An 18,267-nucleotide genomic window follows, 5' to 3' on the forward strand; every position below is an offset into this window, starting at 1 on the left:
GAAAGCCGGCAAGAGATCAGCCAAACCATTATCATTATACCTTATAGGGCAAGAAGAAGTCCGATTACCGCCAGCAGCAAACCGACCGACCAGAAGGTCGTAACGACCCGCCATTCGGACCAGCCGCTTAATTCGAAGTGATGGTGAATCGGGCTCATCTTGAAAATCCGCTTGCCGCGGAGCTTAAACGATCCAACCTGCAGAATGACCGAAAGCATTTCCAGCACGAATACGCCGCCTACGATAACGAGCATAAGCTCCATCTTGGTCAGAATCGCGACGGCCGCAATGCCGCCCCCAATACCAAGCGAGCCCGTGTCTCCCATAAATACCTTTGCCGGATGGGCGTTAAAGATCAGGAAGCCAAGCACCGCCCCAACCATTGCCGCGGAAAAAATAGCCGATTCATGCTCGGATACTTGAAGCGCGAGAATGGTAAAGGCGCCAAAGGCAATGGCGCTCGTCCCCGACAAAAGGCCGTCCAGGCCGTCCGTGAAGTTTACCGCGTTGCTCGATCCGAACAGGATAATCACGACAAACGGATAATAGAACCAGCCAAGGTCAAAGCCCCAGGAAGTACCCGGTACCGTGATCATCGTGCTGTGATTCATATTGTACAGCTCCGCGCATACGATGATGGAGAACAACAGCTGGCCGAACAGCTTCTGGCGCGCCGTCAATCCAAGCGAGCGTTTAAATACGATTTTAATATAATCATCAAGAAATCCAACAAGTCCAAAACCTAGTGAAGCCGTAAAAAGCACCCAGAAATCAGGGGTCTTATCCGAAAATTTCAAAAAGGCGATTAGCAGCGCAAGCATAATGATAATGCCGCCCATTGTTGGGGTGCCGCTTTTCTTCAAGTGGCTTTGCGGACCGTCGGTCCGGATTTGCTGTCCAAACTTCATGCGCCGGAGAAGCGGAATGAACAATGGTCCAAGCAGAACCGCTATTAAGAATGATGCACCTAATGAAAATAAGATGACCATCGTGTCCATTATCTATCTCACCTCGCTTCCAAAGTTTGGACAATCTGTTCCATGCGCACGCCGCGCGAGCCTTTGACCAGAACGAGATCCTGAGGCTGTACTTGCTCTCTCAACCATTCTCCAAGCTTCCCTTTATCATCAAAATGTACAATCGCCGTTCCTTTAGCTTCCGCCGGGAACTGCGACAAAGCCCCTGCCGACGTATGCTCCGACAATGATCCGAACGTAACGACGGCATCTGCCTTGTCCGGCGTAATATAAGCTCCCGTCTCGAAATGGAGAGACTCTTCCTCCGGACCAAGCTCCCGCATATCGCCAAGAACGATCCATTTGCGCCGGAATCCGGTCAATTGCCCGACCAGGTCAATCGCTGCGCGCACGGCGGTCGGATTGGCGTTATAAGCGTCATTAAGAATCATAGCGCCGTTATGCGCCTTCACCGGCTGAATTCTCATGCCCGTCAGCTCAAGGCCAATCAGGCCACCCCGGATATTTTCCTCCGAAATGCCGAACCGGCGTCCAATCGCGATGGCCGCAAGCGCGTTGCTGACGTTATGCTGGCCGGGAACCGGTATGGTGTACGGCGCGGATGCGGTATCCTGCCCTTTGCGCTTAACGGCAAAAGTCGAGGACACGGCCCCAACCCCGATATCGGCCGCCGACCAGTCGTTCGCTTCTCCAAGGCCAAAGGTCTGAAGCTGCGTGCCTTCCGGCAGGCTCATTGTCGCAAGCTCCGCCGCCAGCAGCGGCTCATCGCCGTTATAAAGAAGAATGCCGCCGGAATGAAGCCCCTGCGCAATCTCCAGCTTTGCCTTCGCGATCCCTTCGCGGGAGCCAAGCTGAAGCAGATGGGCATCTCCGATATTCGTAATAACCGCTACATCGGGACGGGCAATATTCGTAAGCAGCTCGATCTCGCCAAAGCCGCTCATGCCCATCTCAAGGACTGCCGCATCCGTTTCCTCGTCAAGCTGGAGAACGGTTAATGGCAGGCCGATATGATTATTCAGATTGCCTGCCGTCTTGTGAACTTTATAAGATGTTCCAAGAACGGCCGCAACCATGTCTTTGGTTGTTGTTTTGCCGTTGCTGCCCGTAATGCCGATAACGCGGACGTACAGCTCTTCCCGATAGGAAGTTGCCAGCTGCTGGAGCGCCTTCAGCGTATCCCTCACAAATAATAGAGGTGCGCCTTCCAGCTCCTGCGGCACTTCGCGCTTCGTCTCCCACAACGCGGCCGCGGCTCCCTGCTGAAGCGCTTGAGCGACATAGTTGTGACCGTCAAAATTTTCTCCGACAAGCGGAACGAACAGCTGACCCGGCTGAATGCTGCGCGTGTCCGTGCTGACGCCGGCAATCCGGACGGGTTCGCCTTTATAGGCTCTTGCGCCGCACATGTCGGCGACTTGCTCCAATGTACGATTGATCAATGTAATAATCCCCTTATCGCTTCTTTTGCCACCAAACGGTCGTCAAAAGGATGCGTAACGCTTCCTATAATTTGATACGTTTCATGACCTTTCCCCGCAATCAATACTACATCTCCCGGGCTTGCCATTTCAACCGCTTTTTCAATCGCGGCGCGGCGGTCAACCTCCAGTTCGTAACGGTCGGAGGTTACTCCGTCCTTCAGGAGACCGGCTTCAATATCCTTTAGAATAAGGTCCGGATCTTCCGTTCTCGGGTTATCGGAGGTGACGAGCACGTAATCCGCATAGCGGGCGGCAATCGAGCCCATAATCGGGCGTTTCGTCTTGTCGCGGTCGCCGCCGCAGCCGAATACGCAAATAATCTGCGGAGGAGCCAGCTCCTTCACCGCGCGAAGCACATTCTCCAGTCCGTCTGGGGTATGCGCGTAGTCCACGACAACGGCGAACTCCTGTCCTGCCTGCACGGATTCTACACGGCCCGGCACGCCGGGAACCGCTTCGAGACTAGCCTTGATCCGTTCAAGCGCAACGCCTTCAATCAGAGCGGCCGAAATAGCCGCAAGCGCATTATAGACGTTAAACTTGCCGACCATCTGCAGCGCGATATCCGTCTCGCCGCGGAATGTGCTTACCCGAAACGTAGTGCCACGCGCGGAAATCCGGATATCCGAAGCCCGAACATCAGCATGGTTGTCGATGCCGTAGGTGATGACTTCGGCTGCCGTCAGCTTGGCGAACTGCTCGGATACGGGATCATCCACATTAAGAACCGCATAAGCGCGATCCCCGGCGTTTGCCGCGTACTCATTGCCAAGGCGCGAGAAGAACAGACCTTTTGCCGCCGCATACTTTTCCATCGTTCCGTGATAGTCCAGATGATCCTGGGTCAGATTCGTAAAGACCGCCGTACGGAACCGGCAGCCCTTCACGCGCCCCTGCTCCAGAGCATGCGAGGACACTTCTATCGCGCAATAGGCCGTTCCTTCCTTGCGCATGTCGGATAAATATTGCTGCAGCTGAAGCGCTTCCGGCGTAGTGCCCGACATCGGAAACGATTTTCCCGCGTACCGCATCTCTACCGTGCCGATTACGCCGGAGCTTCTGTCGTTATCATTTAAAATCTGTTCGATCAAATAAGTTGTAGTCGTCTTGCCATTCGTCCCCGTTACCCCAATCAGATGAAGAGCCTTGCTGGGGTGACCATAGAAATGATCGGCCAATACGGCCATAGCCAGCCGGCTGTCCTTCACGATCAGCTGAGGAGCATCCAGCTCCAGCTCACGTTCGACGACGAATGCGACTGCGCCTTTGGCCGCCGCTTGAGGCGCGTAAGCATGACCGTCAACCGTATGACCCGGCAGACAGATGAATAACTGCCCCGGCCCTACTTTGCGGGAATCCGTCTCGATCCCCGCTATTTCCGTATCGCCTGCTCCTGATAGCCTCGCCGTAATAAGCAGTTCTGCCAATTCGCTTAATCGCATGTTGTTTTCCTCCCGTATGCTGGTCGTTATCTCTCATTATAGTCAAGGAGGATGCATTATATCATCCTTCTTGACTATGGTTAGTCACGGAGAATGCATTATATCATCCTTCTTGACTATGGTTAGTCACGGAGGATGCATTATATCATCCTTCTTGACTATGGTTGGTCAATGGGAATCCGATATATCATCCTCATCGCCTAAATAAATACGTATCGTTGAACCCTTCTCTACCCTCGCGCCGACTGCCGGAGCTTGGCGGATAACCGTATTGCCCGAACCCGCCGAGGACAAATTAAAGTTCATGTTCATATCCTCGTATATGTCCGACACTGATTTCCCTACCAGGTTAGGAACCGTAACGATCGGCGTCTCGCCAAGCTTATACTTCTTGTCGATCTGCTTGTCGCGAGGCGGCACCTGCAGAATCGTAAGAGCGTCCTCCATAATATTACGCACGATAGGGGCAGCCACGACACCGCCGAATTGAATGCCTTGCGGATTATCTACCGCCACATAAATGACGATCTCCGGTTTATCGGCAGGAGCGAAGCCAACAAAGGATACGATATGTTCATTCGGAGAATAACGTCCATTGATTACTTTTTGCGCGGTACCAGTTTTTCCGCCTACCCTGTAGCCATCGATAAACGCATTGCCGCCTGTTCCGAGGGCAACGACGCTTTCAAGCGCTTCGCGCACCTGCTTCGACGTGTCCTCCGAGATGACCTTGCGGACAGCCTCCGGTTCAATCTGCTGCACCGTCTCGCCGGTCTGCGGATTAATCCATGCCTTGGTTACGTGAGGTTTGTACAAGGTACCGCCGTTAATTGCAGCCGATACGGCGGCAATTTGTTGAATCGGCGTAACCGATACGCCTTGACCGAAAGCGGTAGTAGCAAGCTCGACAGGACCCACCTTATCCAGCTTGAACAAGATACCGTTTGCTTCGCCAGGAATATCAATGCCCGTTTTCGAACCGAATCCGAAGTTTTTAATATAATCGAAAAGCTTCTCTTTGCCAAGCCGATTACCAAGGTTTACAAATCCCGGGTTGCAGGAATTTTGCACAACCTCGAGGAAGGTCTGGCTGCCATGGCCGCCTTTTTTCCAGCAGCGGAGCCTGGCTCCCCCGATCTCGACGGCACCGGGATCGAAGAAGGTTTCGTTCTTGAGGTTTACCTTCTTCTCTTCGATTGCAGCCGCAAGAGTTATAATCTTAAACGTAGAACCCGGCTCGTAAGTCATCCAGATCGGAAGATTCCGGTTGTAGGTTTCGCTTGGATATTCCCTGTAATTAGCAGGCTCATAGGTTGGCCGGCTTGCCATGCCGAGAATTTCTCCCGTATTCGGGTTCATGGCGATTGCAATGATATCATCTGGCTGGAGCGCCGTCATCGCCTGATCGAGTTCCCGCTCCATAACCGCCTGAATCTGCTGGTCGATCGTTAATTCCAGGGATAAGCCTTGCTGCGGCGCCTTGTACGTATCCGAAGAATTCGGCATTGTTTTGCCGGATGCCGTGGATAAGTAGGAGACATTGCCGTCAATCCCTTTAAGCATATCGTTATATTTGGCTTCCACGCCGGTAAGCCCTTTATCTACTCCCGTAAAGCCCAGCAAGTGCGCGGCGAGGCTTCCGAAAGGATAATAGCGGTTATTGTCCTCCGCAACGACAACTCCGTTAAGATGCAAATTTCTTACCTGCTGCGCCTTGTCGGTAGTCATTCGTTTACCGCCCGGCTTTAGCTCAACAATGCTGGTTTTCTTGGAGAGCAGCTTAACCAATGCTTCCTCCGTCATATCCAAATAAGGCGCAAGCTTGGCTGCCGTTGCCTGTTTGTCCGGAATTTGCACGGGGATAGCCAGCACGGTTGGCGTGCTTATATCATACGCCAGCTTGGTCCCGTTACGATCCAGAATATCGCCACGCTTCGCCTTATAAGGAATTTCGCGCCGCCAGTTGTCTTCCGCTTGGGCGGACAGCTTCTCGCCCTGCCACAGCTGAACATAAGAAAGCCGGAAAATCAATCCGGCAAAAGCTGCCACGCTGATTAAAAGCACAATAAACAGCCGGCGACGCAACGTTACATTTGATACCTTCATCCTTGTTCCCCCTTACGCCTCATCCTTCGGCTGAGCGTACGCTGACGCTCATTCCCAACCTATGAGGGACAAGTGGGGGATAGAACAAGCTATCGATGAATTATTGCGTATTGGCCGTATCGACTTTCTGATCTTCGGCCGAATCCGTCCCGTCATCCGCATTTGCCTTGGCATCCTCCGAATCGGAAGAAGCGGTCTCGCCGTTCACCGCGTCCGTCTGCGGAGAAAGCGTAAGTTCAATGAGACGCTCGCCATTTTTCGTGATCTGTTTCTGCGAAACGACATAGCCTTCGCCTTTAACCGTTGCGCGGATGTCCAGCACGGATGCGATTTCGAGTGCGTCGCGCAATGAAATACCCGTCATATCCGGAATTTTCAGCTTATCCCGTTGCTCCGTAATCAAGTAAACCTTCTGGGCCGGATGAACGGAAGCCCCCGAAGCAGGCACCTGCTGGATGACTTTTGTTCCGCCGCCGACTACCTCAACGTTTAAGCCGCGTGATTTCAGCTGCGTTTTTGCTTGGGATACGGTCAGACTATCGAGCTTAGGCACGGATACCGTTACTTCTTTCTTCCCGTTCTCGGTGACTTTAACATCCGGCGAAACGCCCATATGCTTTAAGCTTTTGTATACAATGTCCTTAAAGGCCGGTGCCGCAACGGCGCCGCCGCCGGCTTTCGGATCGTTAGGCTCGTCAACGACGATATAGAGGACAATTTTCGGATTCTCGACAGGCGCGTATCCGATAAAAGATACGACGAACTTGTCTTGCGAATATTTTCCGTTAATAACCTTTTGCGCCGTACCCGTCTTGCCTGCTACCCGATAGCCTTCGATATAGGCATTGCGGCCGGTACCGATCTCTTGGTCCGATACGACCTGTTCCAGGTATTCGCCCACCTTCTTCGAGGCTTCCTGCGAAATAACCTGTCTGACTACCTTAGGCTGCGTCTTTACGGTTGTCTTCGTGTTAGGATCATAAATCTGTTTCACGATATGCGGCTCCATCAGCTTGCCGCCGTTCGCAACCGCGGCAACTGCCGCAATCTGTTGAATGGCCGTAACTTGCACCTTGCCTTGACCAAATGAAGCGCGGGCAATATCGGAAGGAATGGATAAGTTCACGTTAATCGCACCCGATGCTTCACCGCCAAGCTCGACGCCCGTTTTTTGGCCGAACCCGAACCGGTTGATATAATCCATAAGCTTTACGCCGCCAAGCTGCTCCCAGCCGAGCTTAACGAACGCAACGTTACTGGAGCGCTTCAAGCCTTCCAGATAGGTAATGGTCCCCCAACCGACTTTGTTAATGTCTTTTACCGGAGCGCCCGGTACCGAGATATAACCGGACTTATAAGTGGCGTTAGGGTTGAAGATCCCTTCCTGCACGGCTGCAGCCAGCGTTACAATTTTGAACGTTGAACCAGGCTCATACAAAGACTTGATCGAGTGGTTATACGCATTCTCGTAACTCATGTCCCAATAGGTATTCGGATCAAATGTCGGATAATTGGCCATTGCCAGAATATCCATCGTATTCGGATCCGCGGCAATCGCGGTAATGCTTTTCGGATGATATTTCTGATTGATATCCTCCAGCGCTTTCTCCACGTAATTCTGAATGTCCATATCGAGCGTAAGAGCAATGTCCTGGCCATCCTTCGCCGGCTTGTATTCGACTTCGCCTTCCGCGAGCTGGACGCGTTTGCCGTCCTTTTCGTACTTCAGCTCCCCGTCTTCGCCTTTCAGCTTGTCGTTATAGAATGACTCAATCCCCGAAGCCGCCTGGCCTTCCTTCGTCACGTACCCCAGGAGCTGCGAAGCCATGGAATGACGCGGATAATATCTCTTCTGATCTTCAAAGAGGTAAATGCCGACGTCCTTCGTCTTGTATTTATCGTAAAGCTCCTGGCGGAACTTAACGACCTTGTCGGCAAGCTCCTTGTCTATCTTCCAGCCTTCCTCGTGAATCTCGCGCTGCTGATAGTAGTCGCCGTTATCCTTTTGCGCCGTAACGATCTTGAGCAGATCGGCCTCCGGCTTACCCAGCAATGTATGTAATCCCGCTGCTACTTCGTCGGCGATATTCAGCTTATGAATCATATCGGGGTTTACCGCGATATCGTAAGCAACGGAATCCATGGCGAGCATGTTGCCGTCCCTGTCCGTAATCGTCCCCCTCTTCGCTAAGAGCTTCTCTTCGGCCGCCCATCTTGTCTTGGCCTTTTCGTACCAAAAGTCTCCTTTAACTACCTGCACCCAATAGATTCTTCCGATTAGAACAACAAAAAGGAGGGTTATTATCCCTCCAAACAACAACGTGCGAAGTTTAATTCGTTTCACCATATGCGTCACCTATTCCGACTTGGCGGATTGTGTATTTACCATGATGTCCGGCTGTTCGGTGCTCGCCATGCCTTGCGTTTCTGCCATTTTGCGGATCCTCTCCGGATCGTTAAGCATTTCTACTTGCTTCTGCAACTCTTTCATATCAATGTTCATCGTTGCGTATTGCGTTTTCATTTGCTTGATTTGGACGCGCATATCATAGTTTTTCGCGTATTGATTTACAATGACTCCAAGTACGATTACGCAAAAAACGACCGTAAACATGTACAGCAGTTTCTCTTGAACCGGAATCGACTTGCGCTTCACAACCATCCGTTTCGTCTCGCGGACGACCGTCCGCTGATCCGGCTTGCGCTTTGGCTGCATGGCCAAATTGCCGTTGATATAAGCCAATGAAAGAACCCCCTCTAACCTACAATTTTTCTGCGACACGCAGCTTGGCCGAGCGAGAGCGAGGGTTAACTTCCAATTCCTGCTCTGTCGGAACAATCGGCTTGCGGTTCACTAACCGAAGCTTTCCTGTGCCGCCGCATACACATTTCGGGAAATCCGGCGGACAAGTGCATTTTTCAACATAACTCGCAAATAATTGCTTGCAGATGCGATCCTCTAATGAATGGAAAGTAATAACGGATATCCTGCCGCCTGGGCCAACGCATTTCACCGCTTGTTCCAATGCGTCTTCCTCGGCGCCGAGCTCGTCATTTACGGCAATACGGAGAGCCTGGAAGGAACGCTTGGCCGGATGACCGCCAGTCCGTCTTGCTGCAGCCGGAATGCCGGTTTTGACCAGTTCAGCCAGCTCGCCGGTTGTTTCGATCGGCGCATTCTCGCGGGCCTGTACAATTTTGCGTGCGATCGATCTGGCGAATTTCTCTTCGCCGTACACATGCAGAATTCGAGAGATCTCCCGTTCTTCCCAGCCGTTTACGATATCGTAGGCCGTCAAGGCTCCACCCTGATCCATCCTCATATCGAGAGGAGCATCATGGTTGTAGCTGAAGCCGCGCTCCGCCTCATCCAGTTGTGGGCTGGAAACGCCAAGATCGAACAATATGCCGTCGACCTGAGGGACACCGTCTACCGTTGGAACATCACACGTGAGAAGCATTTCTTCCAAATAACGAAAATTGCTCTTGACTAGCGTTACTCTATCCATATAGGGAGCAAGCCTTACGCGTGCGTTATCCAGCGCAGCATCATCCTGGTCAAATGCGATCAAACGCCCTCCACCGCTCAGCTGGGACACAATTTTTTCACTATGACCTGCGCCGCCAAGCGTACAGTCGACGTATATGCCGTCCGGCTTGATCGCCAGTCCGTCAACCGCCTCTTCCAATAGCACTGTAATATGCTGAAACACGCTAACATCCTCCCATTCTTGTTGTTTACTCTAGAAGTTGAAGTCGAAATCGACCAATTTCTCCGCGATTTCGTTGAACGCCTGCTCGGACTGCTCGTAATAGCCTTCCCACGTCGATTTGCTCCAGATCTCGACGCGGCTAGATACGCCAAGCACCATACAATCCTTATCCAATTTCGCGTATTCGCGAAGGTGGGCTGGTATGTTTACCCTTCCCTGTTTGTCGAGCTCGCATTCCGTTGCCCCGGAAAAGAAAAACCGGGTAAACGCGCGGGCATCCGACTTCATGAGAGGCAGTGACTTCAGCTTCTGCTCCAGCACGCTCCACTCGCTCATAGGGTAAACGAACAAGCAGTTGTCTAATCCGCGGGTTGCGATAAAGGTGGCGCCTAGCGACTCCCGGAACTTAGAAGGAATAATAATGCGGCCCTTCTCATCAATGGTATGTTGATATTCACCCATAAACATGAGATGCGCCCCACCCCTTCCCCCATATCCTCCACTTCGCACCACTTTTCCCCACTAAGATAGACTAGTTCGCCACCTAAAATAAAAATCCTGCTCCATGAGCAGGATTTTTGAAAAATAATTCATATGATTAACCGTTTGGCTTATTCGAATCTTCTTCCTGATCCTCTTCTTTGACCGGAGGGACCATAGGGTTTCTTGACGGAGTCTGATATTTCGGTCTGGAGCGGAATTTGCCGCGCAGCCAGTATACCGGAAGCCCGATAATAACAAGCAGCAATAGAATCGGCAGAGCACCGGCAACAAAAACAAGCAGCCCCTGAAGGACGGTGATCATGGCGTTTACGCTGTCTTGCAAGGCTTTGGACATTTTATCGCCAAGACCGTCTTCCACCGACAGCGTATCCGACTTCGCGTCTGGCTGATAAAGCCTGAGCTCAACCGTCGAATAAGAAACGTTGTTATCCAGGTAACGGATTCGCCCCTTCAATCGCTCGATGTTCTCCTGAACCGTTGCAAGCTGCTCCGAAAACTTCACCAGATCATCCGCTTTTGTTGCTTTATCCATAAAAGCAAGCAGCCTCTCCTCCACCACCTGCTGCGCTTTCAGACGCGACTGCAGGTCCACATACTCCTCCGTCACGTCCGTTCCGCTGATCTGCCTCTCAAATTTCTTATGCTCGATACCGTTAAGGCGGTCAATAAAATCCATAAAGCCTGCCGCCGGCACTTTAATGGTATAGGTGGAGCTCTTCTCGCCGTTGTACTGCCCATCCTGGAATTGCAAAATATAACCGCCTGACTGGTGAATGGTGTTGCGGAGTGCCGTTGCCGCCTTATCGAAATCAACGGCTTCTATCGTTAAATTCGCTTTGTAGATCAGTTTTTGATTCAAGCCCGCTTCCGTGCCGTCAGCGGCAATCTCTCCGATGGACCCGCCGCCCGCTTCACCGCCTACCGCCGCGGCAGGCGCTTCGGCAGAGCCTGCCGCGAGCTCCGAATTGACCTCCGCCTTGGCATCCGAGGACTGGCTATTGACAACCGCCCCGCTGTTCGCCGTTGATGCCGCCGAGTTCATGTTGCTGCTTCCTGTTGAACAACCTCCAAGAAACAGTGCAATCGCCGTAATCATGAGCAAGAACGTATACCCGTATTTTTTTATTCGCATCTTTACTCCCCCTTTTCCATGATTCACCGTCCTAGACGAACAGGATTTGGAAAGGTTGCACGAGGGAGGAAATACAACCTAACTTTTCATGCTGCTTAAAAATAGCGCAATTAGCTCCATTGCCAGCAAGGAGGTCTGATCCCTATGATCAAGCAGAGGATTCACCTCGACGAATTCGGCGGAGGTCATGCGTTTGGATATGCCTAACAGGCGGATAGCCTCACGCGCTTCGTCCGCGGTTAAACCGCCCTGTACCGGAGTACCCGTCCCCGGAGCTTCGGAAGGATCCACGCTGTCGATATCAAAGCTGAGATGGATGCCGTCCGCCGCGTCTCCCGCCATACGAAGCGCTTCGCTAATTACCGCATGAATGCCCAGCCGTCTAATGTCGTCCATGCGGAAACAAGAAATTCCCTCCGCCTGGATAAACGCTTCCTCGGCAGGATCCAGATCCCGCGCTCCGATAAGGACAATATTGCCGGGAGCGATTGTACCCGCTCCCGGCAATAAGTGGGATAAAGACAGCTGTGCCCTTCCTTGGGCGACGGCGAGCGGGATACCGTGCATGTTGCCGGAAGGGCTGGTTAATTCCGTGTTCATATCGGCATGCGCGTCAATCCATATGACGCCAAGCTTCTTGTAATGCGAGGTCAATCCTGCTAACGTTCCCATTGCCAGACTATGATCCCCGCCAAGAACGAAAGGAAATTGTCCGGCAGCTACAACCTCCTTTACTGCCCGAGCCAATGCCATTCCCGTCCTGATAACTTCATCGGAATGGTTCATCGGGACCTGAATAACGGGAGAAGGCATTCCCGCGTTAATAACATCCTTTAGCTTATTAATCGTGCAGCCATGCTGCTGCAGCATTTGAAAAAGGCCAAGCTGATAGATATGGCCGGGTGCTCGCTCGCTGCCGGGGGTTCCGGCGCCAAGGCCAAAGGGAACGGATAGCAAAGTCAGCTTATTCATATTTGAAACACTTCCTTAATCCGCTCCAGCGCCCAGTCCAGCTCATCCTTCGTTATAACCAGCGGCGGAGCGAAGCGGATGGCCGTCTCGTGGGTTTCCTTGCATAGCAGCCCAATCTGGAATAAAGCTTCGCAGTAGGCCCTCGCTTGGACAGACAACTGCATCCCGATAAATAAACCTCTACCCCTAACCTCGATAATATCCTCGTGCCGTATCGATTCCAGGGATTGTTTGAAATACTGGCCAAGCTGTTCCGACCGTTCAGCCAGCTTTTCGTCCTCGATCACCGCAAGCGCGGCTAACGCTACCGCACATGCCAGCGGATTGCCGCCAAAGGTTGAGCCGTGCGAGCCCGGCTCGAACAGCCCAAGCACATCATCCCCGGCCGCAACGGCCGAGATAGGCAGAACGCCTCCGCCAAGCGCCTTCCCCAATATATACACATCCGGAACGACGCCTTCCCAGTCGCAGGCAAACCTCTTGCCCGTCCGGCCAAAGCCCGTCTGTATCTCATCGGCCATAAACAATACATTGTGCTGACTGCATAATTCAAAGGCTTGCTTCAAATATCCGTCGGGCGGCACGACAACGCCGGCTTCGCCTTGAATCGGTTCCACAAGAAAAGCTGCCGTATTTGGCGTTATCGCATTGGCAAGCGCTTCGGCATCTCCGTAAGGGATAATTTTAAATCCCGGCGTAAAAGGCCCAAAGCCGGCGCGGTATTGAGCCTCGGAGGAAAACGAAGTAATCGTAATGGTCCGGCCGTGAAAATTACCTTCGCAGACGATGATCTCGGCTTGACCGGAAGGGATTCCTTTAATCCGGTAAGCCCAGCGCCGCGCAGCCTTTAGCGCCGTTTCCACCGCTTCGGCGCCCGTGTTCATCGCAAGAATTTTGCTCTTGCCCGTAAATTCCGCCAGCTTCTTGGATAACTGGCCAAGCTGCTCGCTATGGAAGGCTCTAGAAGTCAACGTCACCTTATCCGCCTGCTCTTTAAGCGCCCGAATGATTGCGGGATGCCGGTGGCCATGGTTCAGCGCGGAATAAGCGCTGAGCATATCCATGTAACGACGGCCTTCCGGGTCTTCCACCCACACTCCTTCTGCCTTCTCGATTACAACAGGAAGCGGACTATAGTTGCGTGCACCGAAGCGATCCATGAGACGTATCGTGTCAACGGAGCTTTTCATTTGCGCAATCCCCCCTTGTTTCATTGTACGGTGATTGCCGCAAGTCCCATGACCGCAAAAAAAAGAACGCGCCAGAGGGCGCGTCCTTTTGCATTCATTTATTCTTCTTTCCAGCTGTCGAGATAAGTAACCTGCTCCGGCGTAAGCTTATCGATGCTGATGTTCAGCGAATCCAGCTTGAAGCGCGCTACCTGCTCGTCAAGCTCGTAAGGTACGTTTACGACTTTTTTGCCGATATTCGCATATTGCTCGTTCACGTATCGAAGGCCAAGTGCCTGGAGGGCAAACGTTGTATCCATAATCTCCGCCGGATGCCCGTCGCCTGCAGCCAGGTTAACGAGACGTCCTTCAGCCAGCACATAGATGCTGCGGCCGTCCTTCAGCTTGTATTCTTCGATATTGCGGCGAACGGTACGGATATCCGTCGACATGGCCGCAAGCTCCGGCTTGTTGAACTCCACGTCGAAGTGGCCGGCGTTCGAAAGAATCGCGCCATTTTTCATAACTTCGTAGTGTTCGGCGCGGATACAATCTTTATTCCCCGTTACCGTAATAAACAATTCGCCAACTTTTGCCGCTTCCGACATCGGAAGAACCGTAAAGCCGTCCATGTAAGCCTCAACCGCTTTGATCGCATCCACTTCGGTTACGACCACGTTCGCGCCTAGTCCTTTGGCGCGCATGGCAACGCCTTTACCGCACCAGCCGTAGCCGACCACGACTACCGTTTTGCCTGCCACAACCAGGTTCGTCGTCCGGTTAATGCCGTCAAAGACGGATTGGCCGGTACCGTAGCGGTTGTCGAACAAATATTTGCAATAAGCGTCGTTTACGGCAACCATCGGGAAGCTCAGCGTGCCTTCCTTCTCCATCGCCTTCAGACGGATAATTCCCGTCGTTGTTTCCTCCGCGCCGCCGCGAAGATTCTCGCGGAGATCCGGGCGTTCGGTATGCAGAATCGTAACCAGGTCGCCGCCGTCATCGATAATGAGATCCGGCTTGGACTCAAGCGATTTGATAAGCAGCTCCTTATACTCTTCCGGCTCCGGGTTGTATTTGGCGAATACCGTAATGCCGTCTTCCACCAGTGCCGCGCAAATATCGTCCTGCGTGGACAGCGGGTTGCTGCCCGTAATCGTTACGTCCGCGCCGCCTGCTTTGACGACCTTCGCGAGATAGGCCGTTTTCGCTTCCAGATGGAGGGAAATGGTTACCTTCAGGCCTTTAAAGGGCAGATCCTGCTCGAACTGCTCGCGGATCCGGTTCAAGACCGGCATATGAGCGCTTGCCCAGTCAATTTTCAAATGCCCTTCCGGAGCAAGGGCGATATCGCGGATAATGCTGTTTTCCAATGTACTCATGCTTTTTAATAGCCTCCTACAACATTCTTACCACAATAGAACTTACATGGTTCACGACAATCGAAAACCGAAGTTCTATTTGGCGATTAAACCTACCTCTATACGAGGTCGCCCATCTTCGAATTGCCTCGAGAAAGGTTTACTCACCTCACAAATAGACGAGCTGATGTCCGCCTGTCGGACTGAACGGAAGCTCAAGCAGCTTCTCCAGCCATGCGGAGCCGTAACGGTTCCAATAGCCGGACATGTTGATCACTCTCTCCTGCGGTTTGCCGCTTGGCCAGAGCGAAAGCGCAATGCGGTCGAGCTGACGTATCGACGCGTCGTATTGCTTATTAAATGCATCCTTCGTTTTGGCTTCCAAATACTCAATCTGCTCGACAATCTTCTGGCGGTTCGTCTCGCCCAGCTTCAGAAGACCTGGCTGAATGGAACCGGCAAGCTCAAGCAGCGGTCCGTACATCGCGACAAACGACTGCTTCACGTCTTGGAACCGCTCTTCGATGGAAAGCTGGTCCTGCTCGGACAGCCACGCTTGCTTACGGGCTTCGAAACGCTTCGCCACATCCTCGAAGGACAGTTCGTATTTCATCATATGCTTCGCAATGGTACCTTCTACCAGGGTAAAGGACATTCTCGGCACAATAATCGGCATTTCCATTCCCAGCTTACGGAAAGCTTCGCCGGTTAATGCCCAATACGCGATTTCGCCCGGGCCCAAAACGGTACCAAGCACCGGGAACAAATAATCCTGCATAATCGGCCTTGTAAGCACGTTGTTGCTAAGCTGGGAAGGCTGTTCGTCCGCCAGTTGAAGCAGCTGCTCTTTCGTCCAGAAAGCCGTCGCCTTCCGGTCCTGGAACTGCCCGCCGCGCTTGTGCAGCAGCGTCCGCTCGTCCCCGTTCGCCGGGTTAAACACAAACAGGTTCGCGCTGCCCTCCACGACATCCGCCTGAAGCTGGTAACCAAGCGATTTCACTTTCTCCGCCGCGGATTTATACGCTGATTCGAGCTCATCGTTCTCCTCGATCATGCGGCGGAACATCGGCGCTTCGATTTTACGGAGCTTTGGATCATCAGCATCTAGAAGAACGAGGCCTTCCTTGCCGAACAAAAAGGACAGAATTCCGGCAAACATGTCCGATAACGACCGGGATTGATCTGCAATTTGCCTTAGCTGCTCAAGCAGTCCAGGCTTAAAGTCCGAATGAGGGAGCGTCTGCTCGAGCTCCTCGAGCATCGCGTTCCAGCTGTCCGTTTCAACAGCCGTACGGCTTACGGAAGTTCTCGGGCCTTCCGGACGCTGCACGATCAGCTTGCGCAGCTCTTGCTCCGCATTCAGCACGAACGTATGATTTGCTTCATCCCAATCGTGATCCTCGCCGGCAATCCAGAAAACCGGCACAACCGTGCGGCCCAGCTTCTCGGAAGTCCATTTAGCCCCGCTGACGATGGAGACCGCCTTATGTATCACGAGCAGAGCTCCTGACCACAAGCCGGCTTGCTGCCCGCCAATGATAACCGGCGCGCCTTCCGCGATAGCGCGGATGGAAGCGTCCACCTCCGGCGTTGTATACGGGCTGTTGTATTGGCGAAGCACCTCGGCTAATTCCGCCGGGTTCGCCCGGCTGCCCGAAAGCTCCTCCAGCTTCTTCAGGCGCACTGCCCAATCCTGCTCGCGTCCGGCATGATAGCCGTACAGCGATTCGATATTTGCGTCCGTTCGATGTATATAAGCCTCTGTTAAAGGCTGGGCGCTTGGCAAGTCATAATGTTCCGTATTCATAGCGCAGCCAGTTCCTCCCAAATCAATCATATAGTTTTATAAAACTGTAACCATTCAAGCAACAATTTGATTGTACACAAAGGATAAGCCGCACGTCAAAAGAAAAAAGACCCGAAACCTCTTGGTTACAGGCCCTCGATTTCTTACGCGGAAAAGATTTTTTGTCCGATCGCGATAAACATCAGCAGCAGGTACGCCATGCTCATCGTAAAAAATCCCAGTCGCCATACGGCGCGGAACACCCGCTTCACGTTTACGTTCCCGCGTTTGCGGAACTGCATATTGCCCAGCAATCCTCCGCCGAGCAGCATAAAAAGAATTATAGCATACAGTCCGAAGGAACTGTTAAAGATGGAATCGAACAATACGGCCACGCATCCGATCAGAAGCGCGGTCGTAACATCCATCGCCAGCTGGAACGCTTTTTTTCTATCGTCCGAAAACATGCCATACCCGAAATAAACCAGAAGAAACGGAATGACAGGTATGACTGCCAAATAGGCGTAGACATATTTTATGCTGTCCCATAAAAAGCCCATGTCATTCGCACCTTCCCTCGTTTTTCTTAACGGAGCTGCTTCACGAGTGTCGTTACGGCATCATTGAACGGCGAGGCTATGCCCAAACGTCTTGCGAGCCCGGAAACACCGCCGTTTATCCAGTCGATTTCCGTCTGCCGCCCTGCCCTCACGTCACTCAGCATAGACGAGACGTTAGCCGCCGTAGCCTCGCATACCCGCATCACAAGCTGCCATCCGTTATCGCTTGACTTCATCCCGTCTGCCGTAAGAATCGCCGAGGTTTCCTCGAACAAGGCTCTCATCAGCTTCAGCCTTGACGGATGCTGCGGCAGCTCTCCGTTAGTCGTATCATAAATCGCCGTAAGCGGATTAATAACCGCATTAATAAGCAGCTTTTGGTAAATCATGTCCTTCATCTCATTCGACAAACCCGCATGGAATCCTGCCGATTTCAGTATATTTAGCAACAAAATTTGGAGATTATCGTCCTTTTTGTCCTCCGCATACGCTCCAAACCATAAAGGACCGTCCCCCGTGTGCCAAACATGGCGAGCGTCATCGAGCCGCCTTGCTCCAACAGACGTTACGCCCGCATAGAGAAGCGCACGGGGAAGAGCCGCCGACAGCTTGTCCATGTGACCGATTCCGTTCTGAAGGCACAATATCGCCGTTTTCCCGCTGCTTAGCAGCTGAAGCTGATTCAATAGCGGCTCGTCGATATGGCTTTGCTTAACCGTCAATAGGATCCAGGCCGGGGATTGCTCGGCACCGTCTCCGGCTTGTCCTTTTGTACAGGCCTGAAGGCTGGCAAGAGAATAACTGTTCACCGGAATATCCCTGGCATCCCCATCCAGCGTTTCCAGTCTGATGCCTTCCTCCCGGAGCCGCTCAGCCTGCTTATCCGTTCGTGTCCATACCGTAACCTCTTGCCCCGTCTGAGCCAGCAGACCGGCATGCAGGAGACCAATCGCTCCGCCTCCAACTATATGTATCTTCAAACTCGGATCACCACTTCGGAAGTATTGGGCATAAAAAAAGTATGCTCGTATATATAGCATACTTGTTTCAGGCTAAAAAGC

General features: G+C 52.6%; 15 protein-coding genes. All 15 read right to left on the minus strand.

Translation table 11 applies throughout. The annotated features are described in order from the left end of the window. Positions 1–41: 41 nt before the first annotated feature. Complete coding sequence (gene mraY, locus ACR9FF_RS19140) at positions 42–998, minus strand: phospho-N-acetylmuramoyl-pentapeptide-transferase (protein WP_015845462.1); 957 nt, start codon at positions 996–998, stop codon at positions 42–44. Between the two features lie 8 nt (positions 999–1,006). After that, the gene (locus ACR9FF_RS19145) at positions 1,007–2,419 is read right to left on the minus strand and encodes a UDP-N-acetylmuramoyl-tripeptide--D-alanyl-D-alanine ligase (RefSeq protein WP_435163758.1); all 1,413 of its coding nucleotides are present in this window, start codon (positions 2,417–2,419) and stop codon (positions 1,007–1,009) included. Then, on the minus strand, positions 2,416–3,903 hold the full coding sequence (locus ACR9FF_RS19150; protein WP_127497757.1) for a UDP-N-acetylmuramoyl-L-alanyl-D-glutamate--2,6-diaminopimelate ligase: 1,488 nt from the start codon (positions 3,901–3,903) through the stop codon (positions 2,416–2,418). Before ACR9FF_RS19150 ends, ACR9FF_RS19145 begins: the two co-directional genes overlap by 4 nt. 168 nt (positions 3,904–4,071) lie before the next feature. Next, a complete protein-coding gene (locus ACR9FF_RS19155; protein WP_435163761.1) occupies positions 4,072–6,009 on the minus strand; it encodes a stage V sporulation protein D in 1,938 nt (645 codons plus the stop codon). Between the two features lie 100 nt (positions 6,010–6,109). Continuing rightward, on the minus strand, positions 6,110–8,356 hold the full coding sequence (locus tag ACR9FF_RS19160) for a penicillin-binding transpeptidase domain-containing protein (protein ID WP_435163764.1): 2,247 nt from the start codon (positions 8,354–8,356) through the stop codon (positions 6,110–6,112). Between the two features lie 9 nt (positions 8,357–8,365). Next, positions 8,366–8,752, minus strand: a complete 387-nt coding sequence (ftsL, locus tag ACR9FF_RS19165; protein ID WP_127498503.1) for a cell division protein FtsL — start codon at positions 8,750–8,752, stop codon at positions 8,366–8,368. Between the two features lie 19 nt (positions 8,753–8,771). Continuing rightward, complete coding sequence (rsmH, locus tag ACR9FF_RS19170) at positions 8,772–9,722, minus strand: 16S rRNA (cytosine(1402)-N(4))-methyltransferase RsmH (protein ID WP_201001450.1); 951 nt, start codon at positions 9,720–9,722, stop codon at positions 8,772–8,774. A gap of 30 nt (positions 9,723–9,752) precedes the next feature. After that, positions 9,753–10,190 carry a division/cell wall cluster transcriptional repressor MraZ gene (mraZ, locus tag ACR9FF_RS19175; RefSeq protein ID WP_127498507.1) on the minus strand — a complete coding sequence of 146 codons (438 nt, stop codon included), beginning with the start codon at positions 10,188–10,190 and terminating at the stop codon, positions 9,753–9,755. A 130-nt stretch (positions 10,191–10,320) separates the two neighbouring features. Further along, on the minus strand, positions 10,321–11,358 hold the full coding sequence (locus ACR9FF_RS19180) for a DUF4349 domain-containing protein (RefSeq protein WP_435163769.1): 1,038 nt from the start codon (positions 11,356–11,358) through the stop codon (positions 10,321–10,323). Between the two features lie 78 nt (positions 11,359–11,436). Further along, positions 11,437–12,330, minus strand: coding sequence for an arginase (gene rocF / locus ACR9FF_RS19185; protein ID WP_435163772.1), 894 nt, complete (start codon positions 12,328–12,330; stop codon positions 11,437–11,439). Then, positions 12,327–13,520, minus strand: a complete 1,194-nt coding sequence (locus ACR9FF_RS19190) for an ornithine--oxo-acid transaminase (RefSeq protein WP_435163775.1) — start codon at positions 13,518–13,520, stop codon at positions 12,327–12,329. Before ACR9FF_RS19190 ends, rocF begins: the two co-directional genes overlap by 4 nt. A 98-nt stretch (positions 13,521–13,618) precedes the next feature. Further along, positions 13,619–14,881: an adenosylhomocysteinase gene (locus ACR9FF_RS19195; RefSeq protein WP_127498516.1), complete on the minus strand. Its 1,263-nt coding sequence runs from the start codon at positions 14,879–14,881 to the stop codon at positions 13,619–13,621. Between the two features lie 148 nt (positions 14,882–15,029). Further along, positions 15,030–16,667, minus strand: coding sequence for a bacillithiol biosynthesis cysteine-adding enzyme BshC (bshC, locus tag ACR9FF_RS19200; RefSeq protein WP_435163778.1), 1,638 nt, complete (start codon positions 16,665–16,667; stop codon positions 15,030–15,032). Positions 16,668–16,810: 143 nt separating this feature from the next. After that, on the minus strand, positions 16,811–17,206 hold the full coding sequence (locus ACR9FF_RS19205; protein WP_015845475.1) for a DUF3397 domain-containing protein: 396 nt from the start codon (positions 17,204–17,206) through the stop codon (positions 16,811–16,813). Positions 17,207–17,232: 26 nt separating this feature from the next. Beyond that, positions 17,233–18,186: a ketopantoate reductase family protein gene (locus ACR9FF_RS19210; RefSeq protein WP_435163781.1), complete on the minus strand. Its 954-nt coding sequence runs from the start codon at positions 18,184–18,186 to the stop codon at positions 17,233–17,235. Positions 18,187–18,267: the final 81 nt, after the last annotated feature.

This window comes from Paenibacillus glycanilyticus (assembly GCF_051200795.1).
Classification (GTDB): Bacteria; Bacillota; Bacilli; order Paenibacillales; family Paenibacillaceae; genus Pristimantibacillus; species Pristimantibacillus glycanilyticus.